At 64.4% G+C, this 15,800-nt stretch carries 14 protein-coding genes, 1 tRNA gene and 1 other RNA gene; 10 read left to right on the top strand and 6 right to left on the bottom strand.

Annotation, left to right across the window (positions count from 1 at the left end):
- Nucleotides 1-38: 38 nt before the first annotated feature.
- Nucleotides 39-974, bottom strand: coding sequence for a cysteine synthase A (gene cysK, locus AC5RUH_RS07150; RefSeq protein WP_493977396.1), 936 nt, complete (start codon nt 972-974; stop codon nt 39-41).
- A gap of 85 nt (nt 975-1,059) precedes the next feature.
- The gene (msrA, locus tag AC5RUH_RS07145) at nt 1,060-1,584 is read right to left on the bottom strand and encodes a peptide-methionine (S)-S-oxide reductase MsrA (protein WP_493999932.1); all 525 of its coding nucleotides are present in this window, start codon (nt 1,582-1,584) and stop codon (nt 1,060-1,062) included.
- 97 nt (nt 1,585-1,681) lie between these two features.
- Between msrA and AC5RUH_RS07140 the strand changes: the two genes are divergently transcribed.
- From AC5RUH_RS07140 to AC5RUH_RS07130, 3 genes are all read left to right on the top strand, one after another.
- Nucleotides 1,682-2,743: a Nif3-like dinuclear metal center hexameric protein gene (locus AC5RUH_RS07140; protein ID WP_494128244.1), complete on the top strand. Its 1,062-nt coding sequence runs from the start codon at nt 1,682-1,684 to the stop codon at nt 2,741-2,743.
- Between the two features lie 74 nt (nt 2,744-2,817).
- Nucleotides 2,818-3,558 (top strand): zinc ribbon domain-containing protein, encoded by a 741-nt coding sequence (locus AC5RUH_RS07135; protein ID WP_494128243.1) that lies wholly within the window; start codon nt 2,818-2,820, stop codon nt 3,556-3,558.
- 99 nt (nt 3,559-3,657) lie between these two features.
- Nucleotides 3,658-5,256, top strand: coding sequence for a LicD family protein (locus AC5RUH_RS07130; protein WP_494128242.1), 1,599 nt, complete (start codon nt 3,658-3,660; stop codon nt 5,254-5,256).
- Between the two features lie 75 nt (nt 5,257-5,331).
- Here the strand turns inward: AC5RUH_RS07130 and AC5RUH_RS07125 are convergent, their stop codons facing one another.
- Nucleotides 5,332-6,096: a YaaA family protein gene (locus tag AC5RUH_RS07125; protein ID WP_494128241.1), complete on the bottom strand. Its 765-nt coding sequence runs from the start codon at nt 6,094-6,096 to the stop codon at nt 5,332-5,334.
- Nucleotides 6,097-6,224: 128 nt separating this feature from the next.
- Between AC5RUH_RS07125 and rnpB the strand changes: the two genes are divergently transcribed.
- The 5 genes from rnpB to AC5RUH_RS07100 all read left to right on the top strand — a co-directional run bounded on the left by rnpB (nt 6,225) and on the right by AC5RUH_RS07100 (nt 11,943).
- Nucleotides 6,225-6,614: RNase P RNA component class A (gene rnpB / locus AC5RUH_RS07120), an RNA gene on the top strand.
- 692 nt (nt 6,615-7,306) lie between these two features.
- Nucleotides 7,307-8,737 (top strand): L,D-transpeptidase family protein, encoded by a 1,431-nt coding sequence (locus AC5RUH_RS07115; protein ID WP_494128240.1) that lies wholly within the window; start codon nt 7,307-7,309, stop codon nt 8,735-8,737.
- 64 nt (nt 8,738-8,801) lie between these two features.
- Nucleotides 8,802-9,830 (top strand): acyltransferase family protein, encoded by a 1,029-nt coding sequence (locus AC5RUH_RS07110; protein ID WP_494128239.1) that lies wholly within the window; start codon nt 8,802-8,804, stop codon nt 9,828-9,830.
- A gap of 263 nt (nt 9,831-10,093) precedes the next feature.
- Nucleotides 10,094-11,554, top strand: coding sequence for a glyceraldehyde-3-phosphate dehydrogenase (locus AC5RUH_RS07105; RefSeq protein WP_494001266.1), 1,461 nt, complete (start codon nt 10,094-10,096; stop codon nt 11,552-11,554).
- Nucleotides 11,555-11,742: 188 nt separating this feature from the next.
- Nucleotides 11,743-11,943 (top strand): hypothetical protein, encoded by a 201-nt coding sequence (locus tag AC5RUH_RS07100; protein ID WP_493999925.1) that lies wholly within the window; start codon nt 11,743-11,745, stop codon nt 11,941-11,943.
- 68 nt (nt 11,944-12,011) lie between these two features.
- On the opposite strand, the gene def is transcribed toward AC5RUH_RS07100, so the two are convergent.
- The 3 genes from def to orn form a co-directional block, all read right to left on the bottom strand.
- Nucleotides 12,012-12,584: a peptide deformylase gene (def, locus tag AC5RUH_RS07095; protein WP_494073824.1), complete on the bottom strand. Its 573-nt coding sequence runs from the start codon at nt 12,582-12,584 to the stop codon at nt 12,012-12,014.
- A 113-nt stretch (nt 12,585-12,697) separates the two neighbouring features.
- Nucleotides 12,698-12,770, bottom strand: a tRNA-His gene (locus AC5RUH_RS07090).
- 151 nt (nt 12,771-12,921) lie between these two features.
- Nucleotides 12,922-13,536, bottom strand: a complete 615-nt coding sequence (gene orn / locus AC5RUH_RS07085; protein WP_493999923.1) for an oligoribonuclease — start codon at nt 13,534-13,536, stop codon at nt 12,922-12,924.
- Between the two features lie 210 nt (nt 13,537-13,746).
- Between orn and mptB the strand changes: the two genes are divergently transcribed.
- Together mptB and AC5RUH_RS07075 are read left to right on the top strand one after the other, a co-directional pair.
- On the top strand, nt 13,747-15,279 hold the full coding sequence (gene mptB, locus AC5RUH_RS07080) for a polyprenol phosphomannose-dependent alpha 1,6 mannosyltransferase MptB (RefSeq protein WP_494128238.1): 1,533 nt from the start codon (nt 13,747-13,749) through the stop codon (nt 15,277-15,279).
- A gap of 36 nt (nt 15,280-15,315) precedes the next feature.
- The gene (locus tag AC5RUH_RS07075) at nt 15,316-15,744 is read left to right on the top strand and encodes a DUF3224 domain-containing protein (protein WP_494128237.1); all 429 of its coding nucleotides are present in this window, start codon (nt 15,316-15,318) and stop codon (nt 15,742-15,744) included.
- Nucleotides 15,745-15,800 lie beyond the last annotated feature (56 nt).

Here is a 15,800-nt window from a genome sequence, read left to right as displayed (position 1 = left end):
CTGCTTGAACAGCGCCGCTCGGCGGCAGGGGAAGCTGGTTAGCCGCGGATGTCGTCGTACAGGATCGTGGAAATGTAGCGCTCACCGAAGTCGGGCACCACGGCCACGATCAGCTTACCGGCGTTCTCCGGGCGCTTCGCGACTTCCAGCGCCGCCCACACGGCCGCACCCGAGGAGATGCCGCCGAGGATGCCTTCCTTGATGCCCAGATCGCGGGCGACGGCGACCGACGCCGACGTCGGTGCGTCCAGCACCTCGTCGTAGACGCTGGTGTTCAGCACCTCCGGCACGAAGTTGGCGCCGAGGCCTTGGATCTTGTGCGGGCCGGGGCTGCCGCCGGTGAGGATGGGGGAGTCTTCCGGCTCGACGGCGATGATCTGGACGCCGGGCTTGCGCTCCTTCAGCAGGCCACCGGCGCCGGTGATGGTGCCGCCGGTGCCGATGCCGGCCACCAGGATGTCCACCTGGCCATCGGTGTCGGCCCAGATTTCCTCGCCGGTGGTGGTGCGGTGGATCAGCGGGTTGGCCTCATTGGCGAACTGCTGCGCCCAGATGGAGTTTTCCGTGTTGGCCACGATCTCCTTGGCCTTCTCCACAGCGCCGCGCATGCCCTCGGAACCGGGGGTCAGCACGATTTCGGCACCGAAGGCGCGCAGCATGACCCGGCGCTCGGTGGACATGGTCTCCGGCATGGTCAGGATCACCTTGTAGCCGCGGGCTGCCCCTACCATGGCCAGCGCGATGCCGGTGTTGCCGGAGGTGCCCTCCACGATGGTGCCGCCGGGCTTCAGCGCACCTGCCTTCTCGGCGGCGTCGACGATGGCCACGCCAATCCGGTCCTTGACCGAGTTGGCGGGGTTGTAGAACTCCAGCTTCACGGCGATCTGGGCCGGCAGGCCCTCGGTGAGCCGGTTCAGGCGCACCAGCGGGGTGCGCCCCACAACCTGGGTGACGTCGTCGTAAATCGGGGCCATGTTTTCCTGCCTTCTGGCCGTTCGGGCCGTTACAGATGGGGGTAACAAAACTTCTTCCACACTAGTCAGCGCGGCGAGCCGTGAGCTAAGCGGTGAGCCATTCGGCGTAATATTTTCGGGCCTTGGCCAGCTTCGGATTGATGATCACCTGGCAGTAGCCGGCATCGGGATGCTTGGCGTAGAAGTTCTGGTGGTATTCCTCCGCCGGATAGAAATCGGGCAGCCGCACGACCTCGGTCACGATGGGGTCCTGCCAGTCGGACTGTGCGCGCTCGATGGCAGCCTCGAAGGTCCGCTTCTGTTCGTCGTCGACGTAGAACATCGACGAGCGATACTGCGTCCCGACGTCGTAGCCCTGGCGGTTCAGGGTGGTGGGGTTGTGCGAGGCGAAGAACATCCCCAAGATGACGTCCTCGGGCACCACCGTTTCGTCGAACGTCACGGCCACCACCTCTGCGTGCCCCGTCGTTCCGGAGCAGACCGCCTCGTAGGAGGGACTCTTCACGTGGCCGCCGGTGTAGCCGGAAACCACCTCCGTGACACCGCGCGTCCTGTTGTAGACCGCGTCGAGGCACCAAAAGCAGCCACCGCCAAGCACAAAAGTCTTCATGGCTTAACAATGTCACGGACCCCTCGAATGTTCCCGGGCCGCGAACGCGGGCGGCGGCTGGTGGGCTGGCCACCGCGGATGGGGTAGAAAAGGATTCATGGTCGATGAACAGCTCCGCACCGGGGATGCCGAAGCCCCCGCAGGCACCGAAGGCCCCGCAGGCACCGAAGGCCCCGTGGGAACCCAGGCTGCCGAGGCAAACGCAAAGCCCGAGGGCGCCAACGCCCCCGAGGGAAGCGCAACCCCCGAAGGAAACGAAGTCCCCGCAGGAACCGAAGCCGCCGAGGGAACCGAAGCCTCGGCGCGGGACGAAGCGCGGCCGACGACGCCGGTGCTGGGCGATGTGCTCCTGGCCATCGAAGAGCTCTGGCCCGAATCGCTCGCCGAGCAATGGGATGCAGTGGGCCCCGTCGTCGGCCGGCCCTCCTCCGCCGTGCAGAAGATCATGTTCGCCGTGGATCCGACAACCGAAGTGATCACCGAGGCCATCGAGTGGGGCGCCGACCTGCTGCTCACGCACCACCCGCTGCTGCTGAAGCCGGTCAACTCGGTCGCAACCACCAGCTTCAAGGGAGACGCCGTGCACCGGCTGATCGAAAGCGGCTGCGCCTTGGTCACGGTTCACACCAACGCTGACAGCGCCGTCGGAGGCGTATCCGACGTGCTCGCCGACGCGCTCGGGCTGCGGGACGTGCGGCCGCTCTCGCCGGCCGACAACGGCTTGCCGGAAGAAGGCATCGGGCGGGTGGGGGAGCTGGCCGAGGCCAAGACGCTGGGCGAGTTCGCCGAGCAGGTATTCAGCATCCTGCCGGCCGTCGCCGGGGGAGTGAGGGTGGCCGGCGACCGCAACGGGATTATCCGCAGTGTGGCCGTGTGCGGCGGTGCCGGCGACTCGCTGCTCGATCAGGTCCGCGCGTCGCGCGCGGACGTTTATGTCACGGCCGACTTGCGCCACCACCCGGCGTCCGAAGCGCGGGAGGGGGCCGTGGACGGCCGGCCGTATCTCATTGACGTCTCGCATTTCGGCAGTGAATGGTTGTGGCTGACGCCGGCGTCCGTGGCGCTGGACAATGTCCTGGCCGACCAGGGCTACTCGGTGGAAGTCAAGGTCAGCGTCACCAACACCGATCCGTGGGATTTCGTCCTGACTCCGGGGTAGCAGCGCTTCGTCCGGACTGTAGGCTTGGACGAGGCTGAACCGCAGTGGTTCCGCAGCGTTTTGAAAGGACGTACATGGCGAAGGCACCGGCTTCCGAGCAACTGAGGTTGCTCGACCTGCAGGCATTGGACGGCAAGCTCACCCAACTGAGCCGCCGCGCTGCAGCCACCGCCAAGAATGCCGACATCGACGCGCTGGTGGAGAAGCTTGCGGCCGCCGACTCGTCGCTGGTCGCCCTGAACACGGAGATTGCGGACACCGAACGCGAGCTGAAGCGCGCCGAAGGCGACGTCGAAACCGTCCAGTCGCGGATCGAACGCGACCAGAAGCGCTTGGACAGCGGAGCGGGTTCGCCCAAGGACCTGACCGCGCTGCAGCACGAACTGGTGTCGCTGAACAAGCGCCGCAGCGACCTGGAAGACGTGGAGCTGGAAGTGATGGAGCGCCTCGAGGGGCTCCGCACCCGCCAGGCCGAGCACCAGCAGGCCAACGACCAGCTGCGCGAAGAACTGGCCGGTTTGGAACGCGCCCGCGACGAAGAGCTCGCCGGTATCGAAAGCGAACGTGCCGCCGCAGCCGCTGAGCGCCAGGAAGTGGCCGGCAACTTCGAGGCCTCCCTGCTGGCCGTCTACGAAAAGACCCTGGCCCACCGGGGCATCGGCGCCGCCCGGTTGTTCCACGGCAAGTCGGAGGGCTCCGGCATGCAGCTCAGCCCCGGCGACCTGGCCGACATCCGCAAGGCCGCACCGGACGACATCGTCTTCTGCCCCGACTCAGGCTGCATCCTCATCCGCTCGGAGGAGTGGGGCAGCTAGAAGGGCGTCGAACAAGTGCCGCCCTTACACCGTCCTTCGAGCGATTGGATTGAACTTCGAATACGAGCAGGACACGAACTCATAACGTATACTCGTCCGATGATTCAGAGCGTCAAGAAGTTGTATCGCCAATTTCTCCGATCGGACGTCGGAGAAGTGACTCTGCTTGCCATCGACGGCATCGGTGGCGAGGTTCATGCCACCGGGCCGGAACTGGTGGATGGGAACGTCACGCTTTACATTAACGATTTGGCTGTGATGACTGCCCCCGTCCAAGTGGATTCTGACGGTCGTAAGACGTTTGAGTTCGGTGTGTACGACCTCTGGCGGTTCGCAAAAAAGTCGGACGCGCTCTCGGTCCGGTACGGCGATAAGGCATTGCGAATGCCCTCGGGGGGAACATCCCATCCGTCCCTGCGAAACGGCAAAGAAGACGTTGAGGCACTGAAGCGCAGGTTCGCCCAGGGACAAGCCTTCGACAGGGCGGGCAAGATCAGGCCGCTCCCCAAGAACGAGGACATTGTTTGGCAGGACGGAGTGCTCAGTCTGTACGGGGAGGTTGCCAAAGTGATCAAGGAGGTCACCGGCAGCCAGGCGTTCCTCTACAGCGGCACACTGCTTGGCTACGTGCGCGAAAACGGTTTCATTCCTCATGACAAGGACATGGACTGCGCCTACCTGAGCCAGACAGCCACGGCTGATGAAGCCCGCGCGGAATTCATACGGGTGGGCAGGGCACTCATAGCCGCCGGATACCAGGTGACGCCAAAGGCTTCATGCATCGCCGTTCGGGACAGGCACGGTTCTCGCGACATGGTGGACATCGCCCACCTGTTTCTCAAACCCAACGGGTTTGTCGGCTTCCCCTTCGGCACGGTCGGAGTCGAGGAAGTCCCCACAACGGACTTTCTGCCGGTGCAGGAGTCGACCCTGAGTGGTCACCCGGTGAACGTGCCGCACCGCCCGGAACGCATCGTGGCACACGTGTACGGCGACGACTGGCGCATTCCAAACCCGGATTTCCGTTGGAAAGATGCGCGAAGGCGACGTGATTCCGAAGCTCTGTTGAGCTACACGGACCGGACGCGCCTCGCCATGGATGATTTCTACGCGCACGACGCTGTCACCTCGCCATCCGGCTTTGCGCAGTGGGTAAATTCGGGCGCCACCGGCATCGGGTCCGTCATCGACGTGGGCAGCGGTAACGGCCGCGACTCGGTCTTCTTTGCTGACAAGAAATTGCCAGTGACTGCGATCGACGCCAGCACTTACGCCGTTGCTGCAGCGCATGCCCATGTTGGCGGCCGGCAGGGAGTAGAGGTCATCGAGGGGGACGTGCTGGAGGACGGCCGGTTGGCAGCGCTCAGGAACGGAGTACGCCACAGCGGCGCCGTGCTGTTTTACGCGCGATTCTTGCTGAACGGCCTAACGGAGATCGAGGGGCAGCGGTTCTTCGAACAACTGGCATCGGCGGCGGTCCCCGGGGACGTCGTCGCTCTGGAACATCGGACCGAACTGGACGCCAGTCGTAAGAAGGCCCGGTTCCGGTCCTTCCGCAGGTTCATCCCGGCAGCTGAAACCCTGCGGAAGCTTCAGGAGTCCGGCTTCGAGGTCTTCGAGCAACAGTCCGGGACAGGGTTGGCCAAGTTTGAACGCGAAGACCCGGAGATCGCAAGGGTCTTGGCCCGCAAGCGCTAAGACTTTCCTGCGTCAGCGGGGTATTCGGGTACGGTAGCCGCCCCTAGGTCACGGCACGGGCCCGGTGAGTTGAGCCTACGGCTCTAGGATGACGTTCAGCGCGTGCGCCTTCCGGGCCGTGCCTTCGACAAGTTCCGCCTGCCAAACTTCCTGCGCCGCCTTCAACAGTGCGGCCGGCGTCTCGGGCGCCTTGCCGCGCCTCGTGACCAAGTGCCGGGCGAGTTCGCCACGGGTGTGCTTGGCGAAGTGCGAGACCACGGTGCGCTTGCCGTTCCGCTCCTGGAAAACGTTGACCACGACCGTCCGGGCGGGGTCGGGAGTCCACGCGGCGGCGTAGGTGCTCGATCGGCAGTCCACCAGCAGGTGGCCCTCCGCATGGGCGTCCAGCGCCTGGGGGAGCCGCTTCTTCCAATAGGAGGCGAGCTTCCCTGTTTCCGGCAGGCCCACGGACATGGACAGCCGGTAGGCCGGAATGCTGTCGGCAAAACCTATCGCGCCCCACAGCGCCGAGATGACGACGACGGCGGCGTCCGCCTTGCGTTTTTGTGCTGCGGTCATGGATCGGTAACCGAGGGCGTCGTAGAGCACACCGGAGTAGACGGTGTGCGCCGGGGCGGAGGGCTCGTCGTGCAGCCGCGTGTTGCGTTCCACCTCCGCAGCCAGCGAGGCGCCGACGCCCAGGTGGGTGAGCGCCTCAGGGCTCCGGCTGACGTGGGCCAGGGCCGCCAGCACTTCCTCGCGGGCCGGGTTCAGCTGCGGAAACCGCAGGTCCTGCAGCTCGAACGGGTGTCCCTTCGCGGCGGCGGTTTTCCCTTCGGAAGGCGGAAGAAGAATCAGCACCGTAAGAGCCTACCGTCGGATGGCGCTGCCGAACGAAAGGCGGTCCGCCGCCGTCGTTCCCGATGGAAAGCGGCAGAAGCGGGAGGATTACGGGTCACGGGCGGGCAGGCCGTATCCTGAAGGCGGGACGGGTTGGCTGGGCGATCGCGTCGGGCTGTCCGCGAGGACGAGTCCGCCGAGGAAAGTCCGGGCTCCACAGGGCAGGGTGGTGGGTAACGCCCACTCGGGGAAACCCGCAGGCAAGTGCCACAGAAAACAGACCGCCAGGACTGCTTGGCAGGGCCTGGTAAGGGTGAAACGGCGGTGTAAGAGACCACCAGCGACCCGGGCGACCGGGACGGCTAGGTAAACCCCACCCGGAGCAAGGCCAGACAGGGCACGTTCGAGGGCTGCTCGCCCGAGTGTCCGGGTAGGCCGCTTGAGGGTACCGGCAACGGTGCTCCTAGATGGATGATCGCCACCCGGCGGCGGGCAACTGCCGCAGGTGACAGAACCCGGCTTACAGACCAACCCGTCCCATTCCGGGTAGGCGCTGGGGCAAATGCTTTAGGCACGGTTGCCAACTGCTCCAGCTGTTGGCCGCCTTCCAGAGGCTAGTGGCTGTCGCGGCCCGGAATCACTTCACCGGCGTTCTACTTACATCTCACGGGTCGAGGACGACAGTGGTCGGTACAGTCTCAGCTGGTTCCATCGCCAGCCTGCATCTATCGCCGGGGGAACTATGAACCGCCCTTCGCTGTCGCCTGCTTCGCTGCGCTCCATGCTGCGCGTTGGCCTGACAACAGCAGTCCTCACGACGCTGCTTGCCTCGACGCTGCCAGCCTTCGCTTCCGGGGAGGCGGCACCGGCCGTCCAGTCTTCCCAAGCGCCCGCTCCCGTTGATCCAACAGCGGACACCTTGCCGAACGACGGCGAAAGCCCCGTTCCGACCGAGGGCCCAGTCGGGGAAACGAGTTCGGAACCGCAGCCGACACCAACCAACGTTGTTTCTTCGCCTTCGACTCCGGCGGATCCATCCAGCGGCGCGTCGGAGGAGCAAGCCGTTCCCGCGACCCCGACGCCGTCGGTGCCGCCCGCAGAACCGGGGAAAACACCGGGGGAGCCTTCTAAGGCGCTCGGGCAACAGAGCACCCCGCAGGAAACTCCCGCAACAGAAGAGCCGACACATATTGCAGCAGGGCAGAAGGCTATCGCCGCGAAGGCCACGGCCTTGAAGCTCAGCCCGGTCAACGACTTCCGTTGCACGCTCAGGGACAACGGCTGCGTCCGTACCTACACGGATAGCGGCGGGACGGCGCGGATCGGTATCTACTGGTCTACGGCGACGGGCGCTTACGCCGTGGACCTTAAGCACCCCATCTACAAGGCATTCCAAGCGGCCAAGTACGAAAACGGCAAGTACGGCTATCCCATCGCAGACATGAAGACTGCCCCCGACAAGAGCGCCTCGCAGCAATTCCAGGGCGGCACCATCAGCTACACGCCCCCGCACATCGTCGCCGGCAAGAAGGCCATCGAGGCGAAGGCTAAGCTGCACAACCTGGTGGCCGTCAACGACTTCAACTGCCGCCTGGTGGACAACGGGTGCGTCCGTACCTACAAGCCGTCCTCCAAGAGCACCAAGCGCATCGGCATCTACTGGACGGCGAAAACCGGTGCACGTAGCACCGACCTCCAGCACCCGACCTACAAGAAGTTCGCGGCCGCAGGATATGAACACGGGACCATGGGCTACCCGACGGCGGACCTGAAGTGCGGCCTCAAGTCCCGGGGATGTGTCCAGTTCTTCCAGAAGGGGACGGTCGCGTACTCGCCCTCTACTGGCGCCAGGATCCTGACTGCACAGATGAATTACAGCTGGACGGCCCGCGGCAGCCAGAACGGCACGTTGGGCTACCCCTTGCAGGACGCCGTGAAGCGCAGCGGCAAGACCACGCAGGTTTTCCAGGGTGGCTCCCTGGTGGCGGCCCGGGTGGGCGCCGTGATGTACCCGAAGAATGAGTGCTGGGCCATCGGCGCGCACAAGACCCGCTACGCTCACAACTGGGCCAACCGGATCTCCTTCACCATCGCGGAGACGTACGGAACCTCCAAGGCCAGCTTTATCAACTGCGTGCGGGTTGGCTCCGTCTACAAGCAGGAATGGAAAACGGGCAAGGCGACCGTGGGACTCCAGGGGTTCAAGCGCCCTGGAGTGGCATCCGGGCACACCCAGTACCGGTGGTCCCCGCAGGGCAGTTTCACAGTCCATGAGGCATTCGGTGAGGGTAACCCCGGCACGGACCTCAAGTACAAGAAGCTGAACAAGCGGTCCAGATGGTCCGGTACGCTCGGCTCCTCCTACAACAAGTACTACGAAGCCGGTTCCGTGGGCTACGAACGGTGGCCGGACGAGAACATGTGGTTTTACATGCGCCTGCCCACCGGTGACTACCGCCAGGGCGCGGTGATCGACTACAATCGCGGGCCGGGGCAAACCATCAAGCAGGGCGCGGGGTTCGCCATCTTCCTGCACGCCAATCCCGTACCGACGGCGGGTTGCATCGCACTGGACCTCCAGAACGTGGTCCGTTACCTCAAGACCGCGGATCCTGGCGACAGAATCATCATGGGCGTCCGGCAGGACATCTTCAAAGCCTGATCCGTTGAACCGCCGACGGCGGTGCGTCCCTGAGCGGAGGGACCACCGCCTGTAGGATGTCCGGATGCCCGCCACGCCGACTTTGCGAGACCACCGACTGGACACGGCCAAGGGACTGCTGATCTTCGCCGTTGTGCTTGGCCACTTCCTGGAAGCCACTGCTACTTGGCGTGCGGACGGTACGCGCTTGGCGTTGACCGGGATTTACATGTTCCATATGCCGGCCTTCGTGTTCCTGGCTGGAGTGACGGCCAAGACCACGCGGCTGGGTCAGCGGATTGGAACGTTCGCGGTGATTCTGGTGGCCTTCCAAGCCGCGTATTTCGTTTTCGTCCGGCTGCTGGGTCTCGACCGGAACTTCTCCCTTGATACACCGTTCTGGATCCTGTGGTTTTTGCTGGGGATGGCGTGGTGGCTTCTGCTCCTCCCCGTGGTCTTGCGGTTCCCCCGGGCTGCGGTCATTTCGTCGATCGCCATCGCGGTGTGTGTTGGAAGCTTGGACGGGCTCGGCTATTCCCTGTCAGCATCCCGGACGCTGGTCTTCCTCCCATTTTTTGTCTTGGGAGCTGCATACGGCAAGCGTCTGGTGGGAGCGCTGGCAGCGGCTCCGGTGGTCTGGAAAGGGTTTGCGCTTATGTCAGCCTTGGCCGGCTGGTGGCTTGTGTACAGCCTGAAGATTCCGCACCAGTGGTTCTATGGCTCGTTCAGCTTCGAAAGGCTTGACGTTGCGGATCCCGCAGGGATCGCGACGAGAGCAGGCCTCCTTCTCTTGGCGGCGGTGGCAATATGTGTCCTCGTCAGCGTGTCGCCAGATCGGGACGGCACGCTCGCACGGTGGGGCCGGCACAGCCTGGCTATCTATTTGCTGCACGGATTCCTCGTCCTGACCGCTGGAGCGTTCCTTCCCCCGCTTCAGGGGTTGTTGGGGAGTGCTGGCGTCCTGGCCCTCAGCCTTGCCCTGACCGCAGCTACCGTTGTGATGCTGGCGTTGCCCGTCTTCGAGAATGTCATTCGACGCCTATCCACTCATGTCGTTAGGGGTTATTCGGGGACGGTTGAACGTACCAGCCGCCAAAAGGTCAACGCATCCTAACGTGAGGCAGTTCACCTGTAACGGTGCATCCCTGCTCCGCGTAGTCTCTAGAATGGACAATGGATAGGCCTTAGCCGCCGCCGATCGAGGGTCGGCGACGGGAACGGGCCGATCCGCAAGCTTCCCGCCGGCACTTGGCGGTGGCGTGCCGTGTGGCCGGACAGACTGTCGGGCCACCCGGCGTCGTCGTGAAAATCCACGGCGGTGACAACCGGGCTCGAAGGAGAACCCGGCTGATGTAGGAAGGTAATTCTGTGAACCAGATGTCAGAGTCGGCCCTGGATACGTGGACCAACCGCGAGGCACTTGCCGAAGCGATGATCCCCATGATCGGGCGCTTGTACCGCGAAAACAACGTAGTCACCTCCATCCACGGGCGCAGCCTGATCAACCAGTCCGTGGTGGGCATCCTGAAGGCGCACCGCTTCGCCCGCCAGATTGACGACGCCGAACTGCCCTTGGAAGAGACCTTCCCGGTGCTGCAGGCGATGAGCGAGCTGGACCTCGGCGCGGGTTCCGTGGATTTGGCCCGCCTGCTGGTGAAGTTCAAGAACGAGGGTGACGGCGCCGAGCTGAAGGACTTCGTGCGCACTGAGCTCGCGGACATCGTCGGCAAGCGCGGCGCCGATGAGCGCACCAGCACGGACGTGGTGCTCTACGGCTTCGGCCGCATCGGCCGGCTGCTGGCCCGGATCCTGGTGGGCCACGCCGGCGGGGGCCACGGCCTGCGCCTGCGCGCCGTCGTCGTCCGCAAGGGCAGCGACGACGACCTGGTCAAGCGCGCCAGCCTGCTCCGCCGCGACTCGGTGCACGGCCCCTTCGAGGGCACGATCTCCGTGGATGAAGAAAACAACACCATCCAGGCCAACGGCACCCTGATCCAGTTCATCTACTCCAACGACCCGGCGTCCGTCGACTACACCCAGTACGGCATCAAGGACGCCATCGTGGTGGACAACACGGGCAAGTGGCGCGACGAGGCCGGGCTGTCCCAGCACCTGCAGTGCCCCGGCGTCTCCCGCGTGCTCCTCACCGCTCCCGGCAAGGGCGGTCTGAAGAACATCGTGCACGGCGTGAACCATGCAGACATCACCGACGAGGACAAGATCGTCTCCGCTGCCTCCTGCACTACCAACGCCATCACCCCGGTCCTCAAGGCGCTGAACGACAAGTTCGGCATTGCCCACGGCCACGTGGAAACGGTGCACTCCTACACCAATGACCAGAACCTGATCGACAACTTCCACAAGGGTTCCCGCCGCGGCCGCTCCGCCGCGCTGAACATGGTGTTGACCGAGACCGGCGCGGCCAAGGCCGTGGCCAAGGCCCTGCCGGAGCTGGAAGGCAAGCTCACCGGCAACGCCATCCGCGTCCCCACCCCGGATGTTTCCATGGCCATCCTGAACCTGAACCTGGAACAGGAGGCCACCAAGGAAAGCCTGAACGAGTACCTGCGCGGCATGTCGCTGAACTCGGACCTGCGGAAGCAGATCGACTACATCGACTCTCCCGAGGTCGTCTCCACCGACTTCGTCGGCTCCCGCCGTGCGGGGATCGTGGACGGCCTGGCCACGATTGCCAGCGGCAAGAACGCCGTGCTCTACGTCTGGTACGACAACGAGTTCGGCTACAGCTGCCAGGTGGTCCGCGTGCTTGAGGAGATTGCCGGCGTCAACCCGAAGATCTTCCCGGCCGTTCTGGAACCGGTGGCCGAGACGGTCTGATCGCCCTCAGACGGCAATAACGACGGCGGGGCCGGCGGCATGCGAATGCCGCCGGCTTCCGTCGTTAACCGGCCGGTGGGTTCGGGAACGCTTCTAAGTTAGCGATCGGAATGGCCATGCCGGCTGCGGGCGCCCGCACTGCCGCCGCCGCTATGGCTTTGCGGGGACGCCGTTCCTACAATGGCCGCATGGTAGAGATGACGCGTTGGGAACGGGCGCAGGTCAATTACAAGGAGGCCCAGCGGCTGCTGGACGCGGCGCACGACGCCTACGCCCGCGGCAATGTGACGTCGAAGCGAGTCGACGAACTCAAACGGCTTCGGGACATCGCGCTGGAAGACCTGCACCGCTGCGAAAAGGATCACCGGTCCAGTCTCACGGACAGCTGACCCGAATCGTGCCGCTGGGGACTTGAGACCTCGAAGGAAAAAGATCTCGCTTCCCCACAGCGCGGACGCTAGTGGCCGAACGGGTCCGGATCGACTCCCGGCAACCACGTATTGCCGGGGACACCCCAGCCTTCCTTCCTGATGTTCTTGCGGGCGCGCTTGCCCCACCGGTCGTTGAGCCGGTCGATGTACAGCTTGCCGTCCAAATGGTCGTACTCGTGCTGCATCACCCGGGCGAACCAGCCGGTCGCCTCGAAATCCACCGGGCTGCCGTCTGCGTTGAACCCCCGGACGCGGGCCCACTCGGCCCGCTTCAGGGGATAGCTGTGCCCGGGCACGGACAGGCAGCCCTCGTTTTCCTCGTCGGGGTCGGGTTCCGCACCCGAGACCTTGCCGAGAACCAGTGTGGGATTGACCAGGACGCCGCGCGGCGGGACGTCGTCGTCGTTCGCGAATTCATAGGTGAAGATCCGCAGTCCCACCCCGATCTGCGGAGCCGCCAGTCCTACGCCGTGGGCCTCGTCCATCGTCTCGAACATGTCTGCGATGATCGCGTGGAGCTCGTCGTCGAAATTTTCGACCTCGGCTGCACGGCGGTGCAGCACGGGCTCGCCGGTGATAGTGACGGGGCGGACGGTCATTTCTCTCCTTCGCTCAGGATGTCGGCGCGAGGCGCCGCCGTCACGGCCGGACATGCGAAGAGCCGCCCCGGCGTCGGGACGGCTCTGCCTGCCGGCTGCTGCCGGACCTTCGGGGTGAGTAACGGGGATTGAACCCGCGACCTCCTGGACCACAACCAGGCGCTCTGCCAGCTGAGCTATACCCACCACGTGCCCTCTTGTTCCTCCCGACGGGCCCCGCTCCAGCGGTTCCTGCCGGTCTCCAACCAGTAAGGCAACGCAGACTAGTTTACATGCTTTTCATCTGGCTTTTGCCACTTTAGGCGATTCCCGCAGCGAAAGTGGCGCAGCTAACATCCTAGTCCCCGGACGTGGCGCCGATGCTTGCGGCGATCTTCTTCGCGGTGGCCGAATCCGGGCCGGGGGAGGGGACGAAGACGGCCTGCCGGTAGTAACGGAGCTCATTGATGGAGTCCTTGATGTCGCCCAATGCCCGGTGTCCGCCGCTCTTGGCCGGCGCTTGGAAGTAGGCCCGGGTGAACCAGCGGCGCGAGAGTTCCTTGATCGTGGAAACGTCGATGATCCGGTAGTGCAGGTGATCAATGACGCGGGGCATGTCGCGGGCCAGGAAGGTCCGGTCCGTGCCAACGGAGTTGCCCGCCAACTGCGCCTTGCGGGGTTCGGGAACCCACTCGGTGATGTATTCCATCACTTTGTCTTCGGCCTCGGCCATCGTCATGCCGTGCGGGAGTTCGTCCAGCAGTTTGGAGGTGGTGTGCATGGTGCGGACGAAGTCGTTCATCTGGGCGAGGGCCTCAGCGGTGGGCTTGATGACGACGTCGACTCCCTCCCCAAGGATGTTGAGTTCCGAGTCGGTGACCAGGACGGCGACCTCGATGAGCGCGTCGGCTTCGAGATCCAGTCCGGTCATTTCGCAGTCGATCCAGACAATATGTTCATTAGAGATTGGCACCCGATAAATGTATCGCGTCGGCGTGCTGGCGCGCGGGACAGGCGGCAGGGAATGCCGCCGGCCCGGTGCTAACATGCAGAGAGCACCTCAAGCAGGCGTGCCTCCCACGCTGCCTTCGACTGACCGTTCCGAGGCGTGCAGACCACCCCCGCGGCACGCGCCGCACCGGACCAGGTGTACTGACCCCGGAGTGATTGGACCGCCGAGAAGATGACTGCCCAAAGACCCGCGACTGAACCTTCCAGCTCACGCAGCGGAAGTGTAGTCAAGGAACGGTCTACCCGGAGCATCCTCGAGGGCGCCATCGGCTCGATCATGATGTTCCTCGGGTCGCTGGGCGTGGGGTGGCTGGCCTCGGTGTCCGAACTGCGGCGCTGGCCGCTGCTGATCTTCCTGCGGGTGGAACTGGTCGGTGTGATCCTCTCGGTAATCCTGCTCGCCCTCGGAGGCATGATCCTGGTCAGGGCCTGGCTGCGGCTCGGCCAGCAGTTCACCGTCTGGGGCGAGTCCGCGCGGCGGGCAACGCTCACCGCCATCGTTGCCTGGGGCACCCCGCTGGCACTGTGTATCCCGCTTTTCAGCCGTGACGTCTACGCCTATATTGCCCAAGGCAAAGTCATGGTCAACAACCTCAATCCGTACGTGGACGGGTACGACCAGCTGCAGAACTATCTGCAGACCGGAGCCGACGACCTCTGGGCACGCAGCCCCACGCCTTACGGGCCGATCTTTCTCTGGATGGAAGAATTTATCGTCTGGCTCACCGGCGGCCACCCGGAATACTCCATCATCATGTTCCGGATCCTCGCCATCGCCGGTGCCGCAATGTGCGTCTACTACGGACCGAAACTCGCCGAACTGCACGGCATCAATCCCAACCGGGCGTTGTGGCTGGCCTGCGCGAATCCGTTGTTCCTGACCACCTTCATCGCCAGCATCCACAACGACGCCCTGATGCTGGGGCTGGCACTTGCAGGTCTCTACTACGCGGCGAACCGACGGGTCCTGCTGGGCATCCTGCTGGTGACCCTCTCCATTGGCATCAAACCGATCACCCTGATCTTCCTGCCGTTTGTCGGCCTGTTGTGGGCGGGCAAGGGGGCCAGTTGGCCGCGCAAATTCGGCTACTGGGCCCTGACCGCCGGGATTTCCTTCGGGCTGCTGGCGATACTCGGGATGATCAACGGACTGGGATTCGGCTGGGTCGGGGCCCTCAGCCAGCAGGGAGCCGGCCTGATGATCTGGTACGCCCCGGTCGGGCTGCTGGGGATTTTCCTGGGACTGATCTCCGGCGGCTTGGGATTCGACGGCGCGATGGTGCAGTCCGCCGTCTACACGGGCGGCCGGATCGTGGCCGTGCTGATTGTCCTCTACACCATGTTCCGCGGCAGTTACGACCGGATTGTTCGTCGGCTCGCGCTGGCGCTGGCCGCCGTGGTGTTGCTTGGTCCGATGATCCAGCCTTGGTACATCGTGTGGCTGCTGCCGCTGTTTGCGGCCACCGGGATCCGGAACGACTGGCAGGTACAGACCGTCTACGCCGTAACGTCCTTCCTCATGATCTACGCGATCACCGATCAGCTGGACATCTTCCCCTACATCGAATTCGACCTCGACATGGCGCGGCTCCTCGCCTGCATCGTTGCCGTGGCCTTCGCGCTGTATCTGGTGTTTCTGGATCCGAAAACCCGCAAGCTCTTCCGCAAGAAATACGCCGACTCTCATGACCAGCGACTCTTCTGACGCGCTCGGCAACCGATCTAGGAGAAACAGGGCATCATGACCGACGCCGAACACATCATCGCCGCCGACTTCGACGTCACCGATTGGGTGCCGGAACCCTACGAAGTCGAGGGAACAAGCTCGGACCTGAGCCGGGTCCGCGTGACCAAAGTATTTGACGGATTGATCACAGGCACCAGCCGCGCAGAACTGCTGATGGCCGGCAACAGCACCGGAGCCGGATACGTTGCCTCCGAAGTTTTCACCGGCTCCGTCGATGGCCGCGAAGGCACGATGGTGATCCAGCACTGGGGCCTCGCGGAGGGCGAGGCTGCCGCGAGCGACGGGCACATCATTCCGGGCTCGGGCACGGGAGCGCTGGAGGGAATTGGGGGGAAAGCCATCTACGTCCAGGACGCCGCGGGCCAGCACAGCCTTGAACTGCGCCTTTTCTTCCGGGAGGGCGAATCCGCGGTTCGGGGCTGAATCATCTAAACTCGGTAGGTGCACCGCCGGTCCCTCAGGGGTGGCGACGCCACCGT

It is taken from the genome of Arthrobacter sp. Y3223166, from assembly GCF_059090935.1.
This window is presented reverse-complemented; position numbering and strand designations above follow the sequence as displayed.

What these genes read in the sequence shown, in the direction of transcription:
- cysK (WP_493977396.1), bottom strand. Translation starts at nt 974, where the DNA reads ATGGCCCCGATTTACGACGACGTCACCCAGGTTGTGGGGCGCACCCCG.
- AC5RUH_RS07135 (WP_494128243.1), top strand. Translation starts at nt 2,818, where the DNA reads ATGGCGAAGGCACCGGCTTCCGAGCAACTGAGGTTGCTCGACCTGCAG.
- AC5RUH_RS07075 (WP_494128237.1), top strand. Translation starts at nt 15,316, where the DNA reads ATGACCGACGCCGAACACATCATCGCCGCCGACTTCGACGTCACCGAT.
- AC5RUH_RS07130 (WP_494128242.1), top strand. Translation starts at nt 3,658, where the DNA reads ATGATTCAGAGCGTCAAGAAGTTGTATCGCCAATTTCTCCGATCGGAC.
- mptB (WP_494128238.1), top strand. Translation starts at nt 13,747, where the DNA reads ATGACTGCCCAAAGACCCGCGACTGAACCTTCCAGCTCACGCAGCGGA.
- AC5RUH_RS07105 (WP_494001266.1), top strand. Translation starts at nt 10,094, where the DNA reads ATGTCAGAGTCGGCCCTGGATACGTGGACCAACCGCGAGGCACTTGCC.
- msrA (WP_493999932.1), bottom strand. Translation starts at nt 1,584, where the DNA reads ATGAAGACTTTTGTGCTTGGCGGTGGCTGCTTTTGGTGCCTCGACGCG.
- AC5RUH_RS07140 (WP_494128244.1), top strand. Translation starts at nt 1,682, where the DNA reads ATGGTCGATGAACAGCTCCGCACCGGGGATGCCGAAGCCCCCGCAGGC.
- def (WP_494073824.1), bottom strand. Translation starts at nt 12,584, where the DNA reads ATGACCGTCCGCCCCGTCACTATCACCGGCGAGCCCGTGCTGCACCGC.
- AC5RUH_RS07110 (WP_494128239.1), top strand. Translation starts at nt 8,802, where the DNA reads ATGCCCGCCACGCCGACTTTGCGAGACCACCGACTGGACACGGCCAAG.
- AC5RUH_RS07100 (WP_493999925.1), top strand. Translation starts at nt 11,743, where the DNA reads ATGGTAGAGATGACGCGTTGGGAACGGGCGCAGGTCAATTACAAGGAG.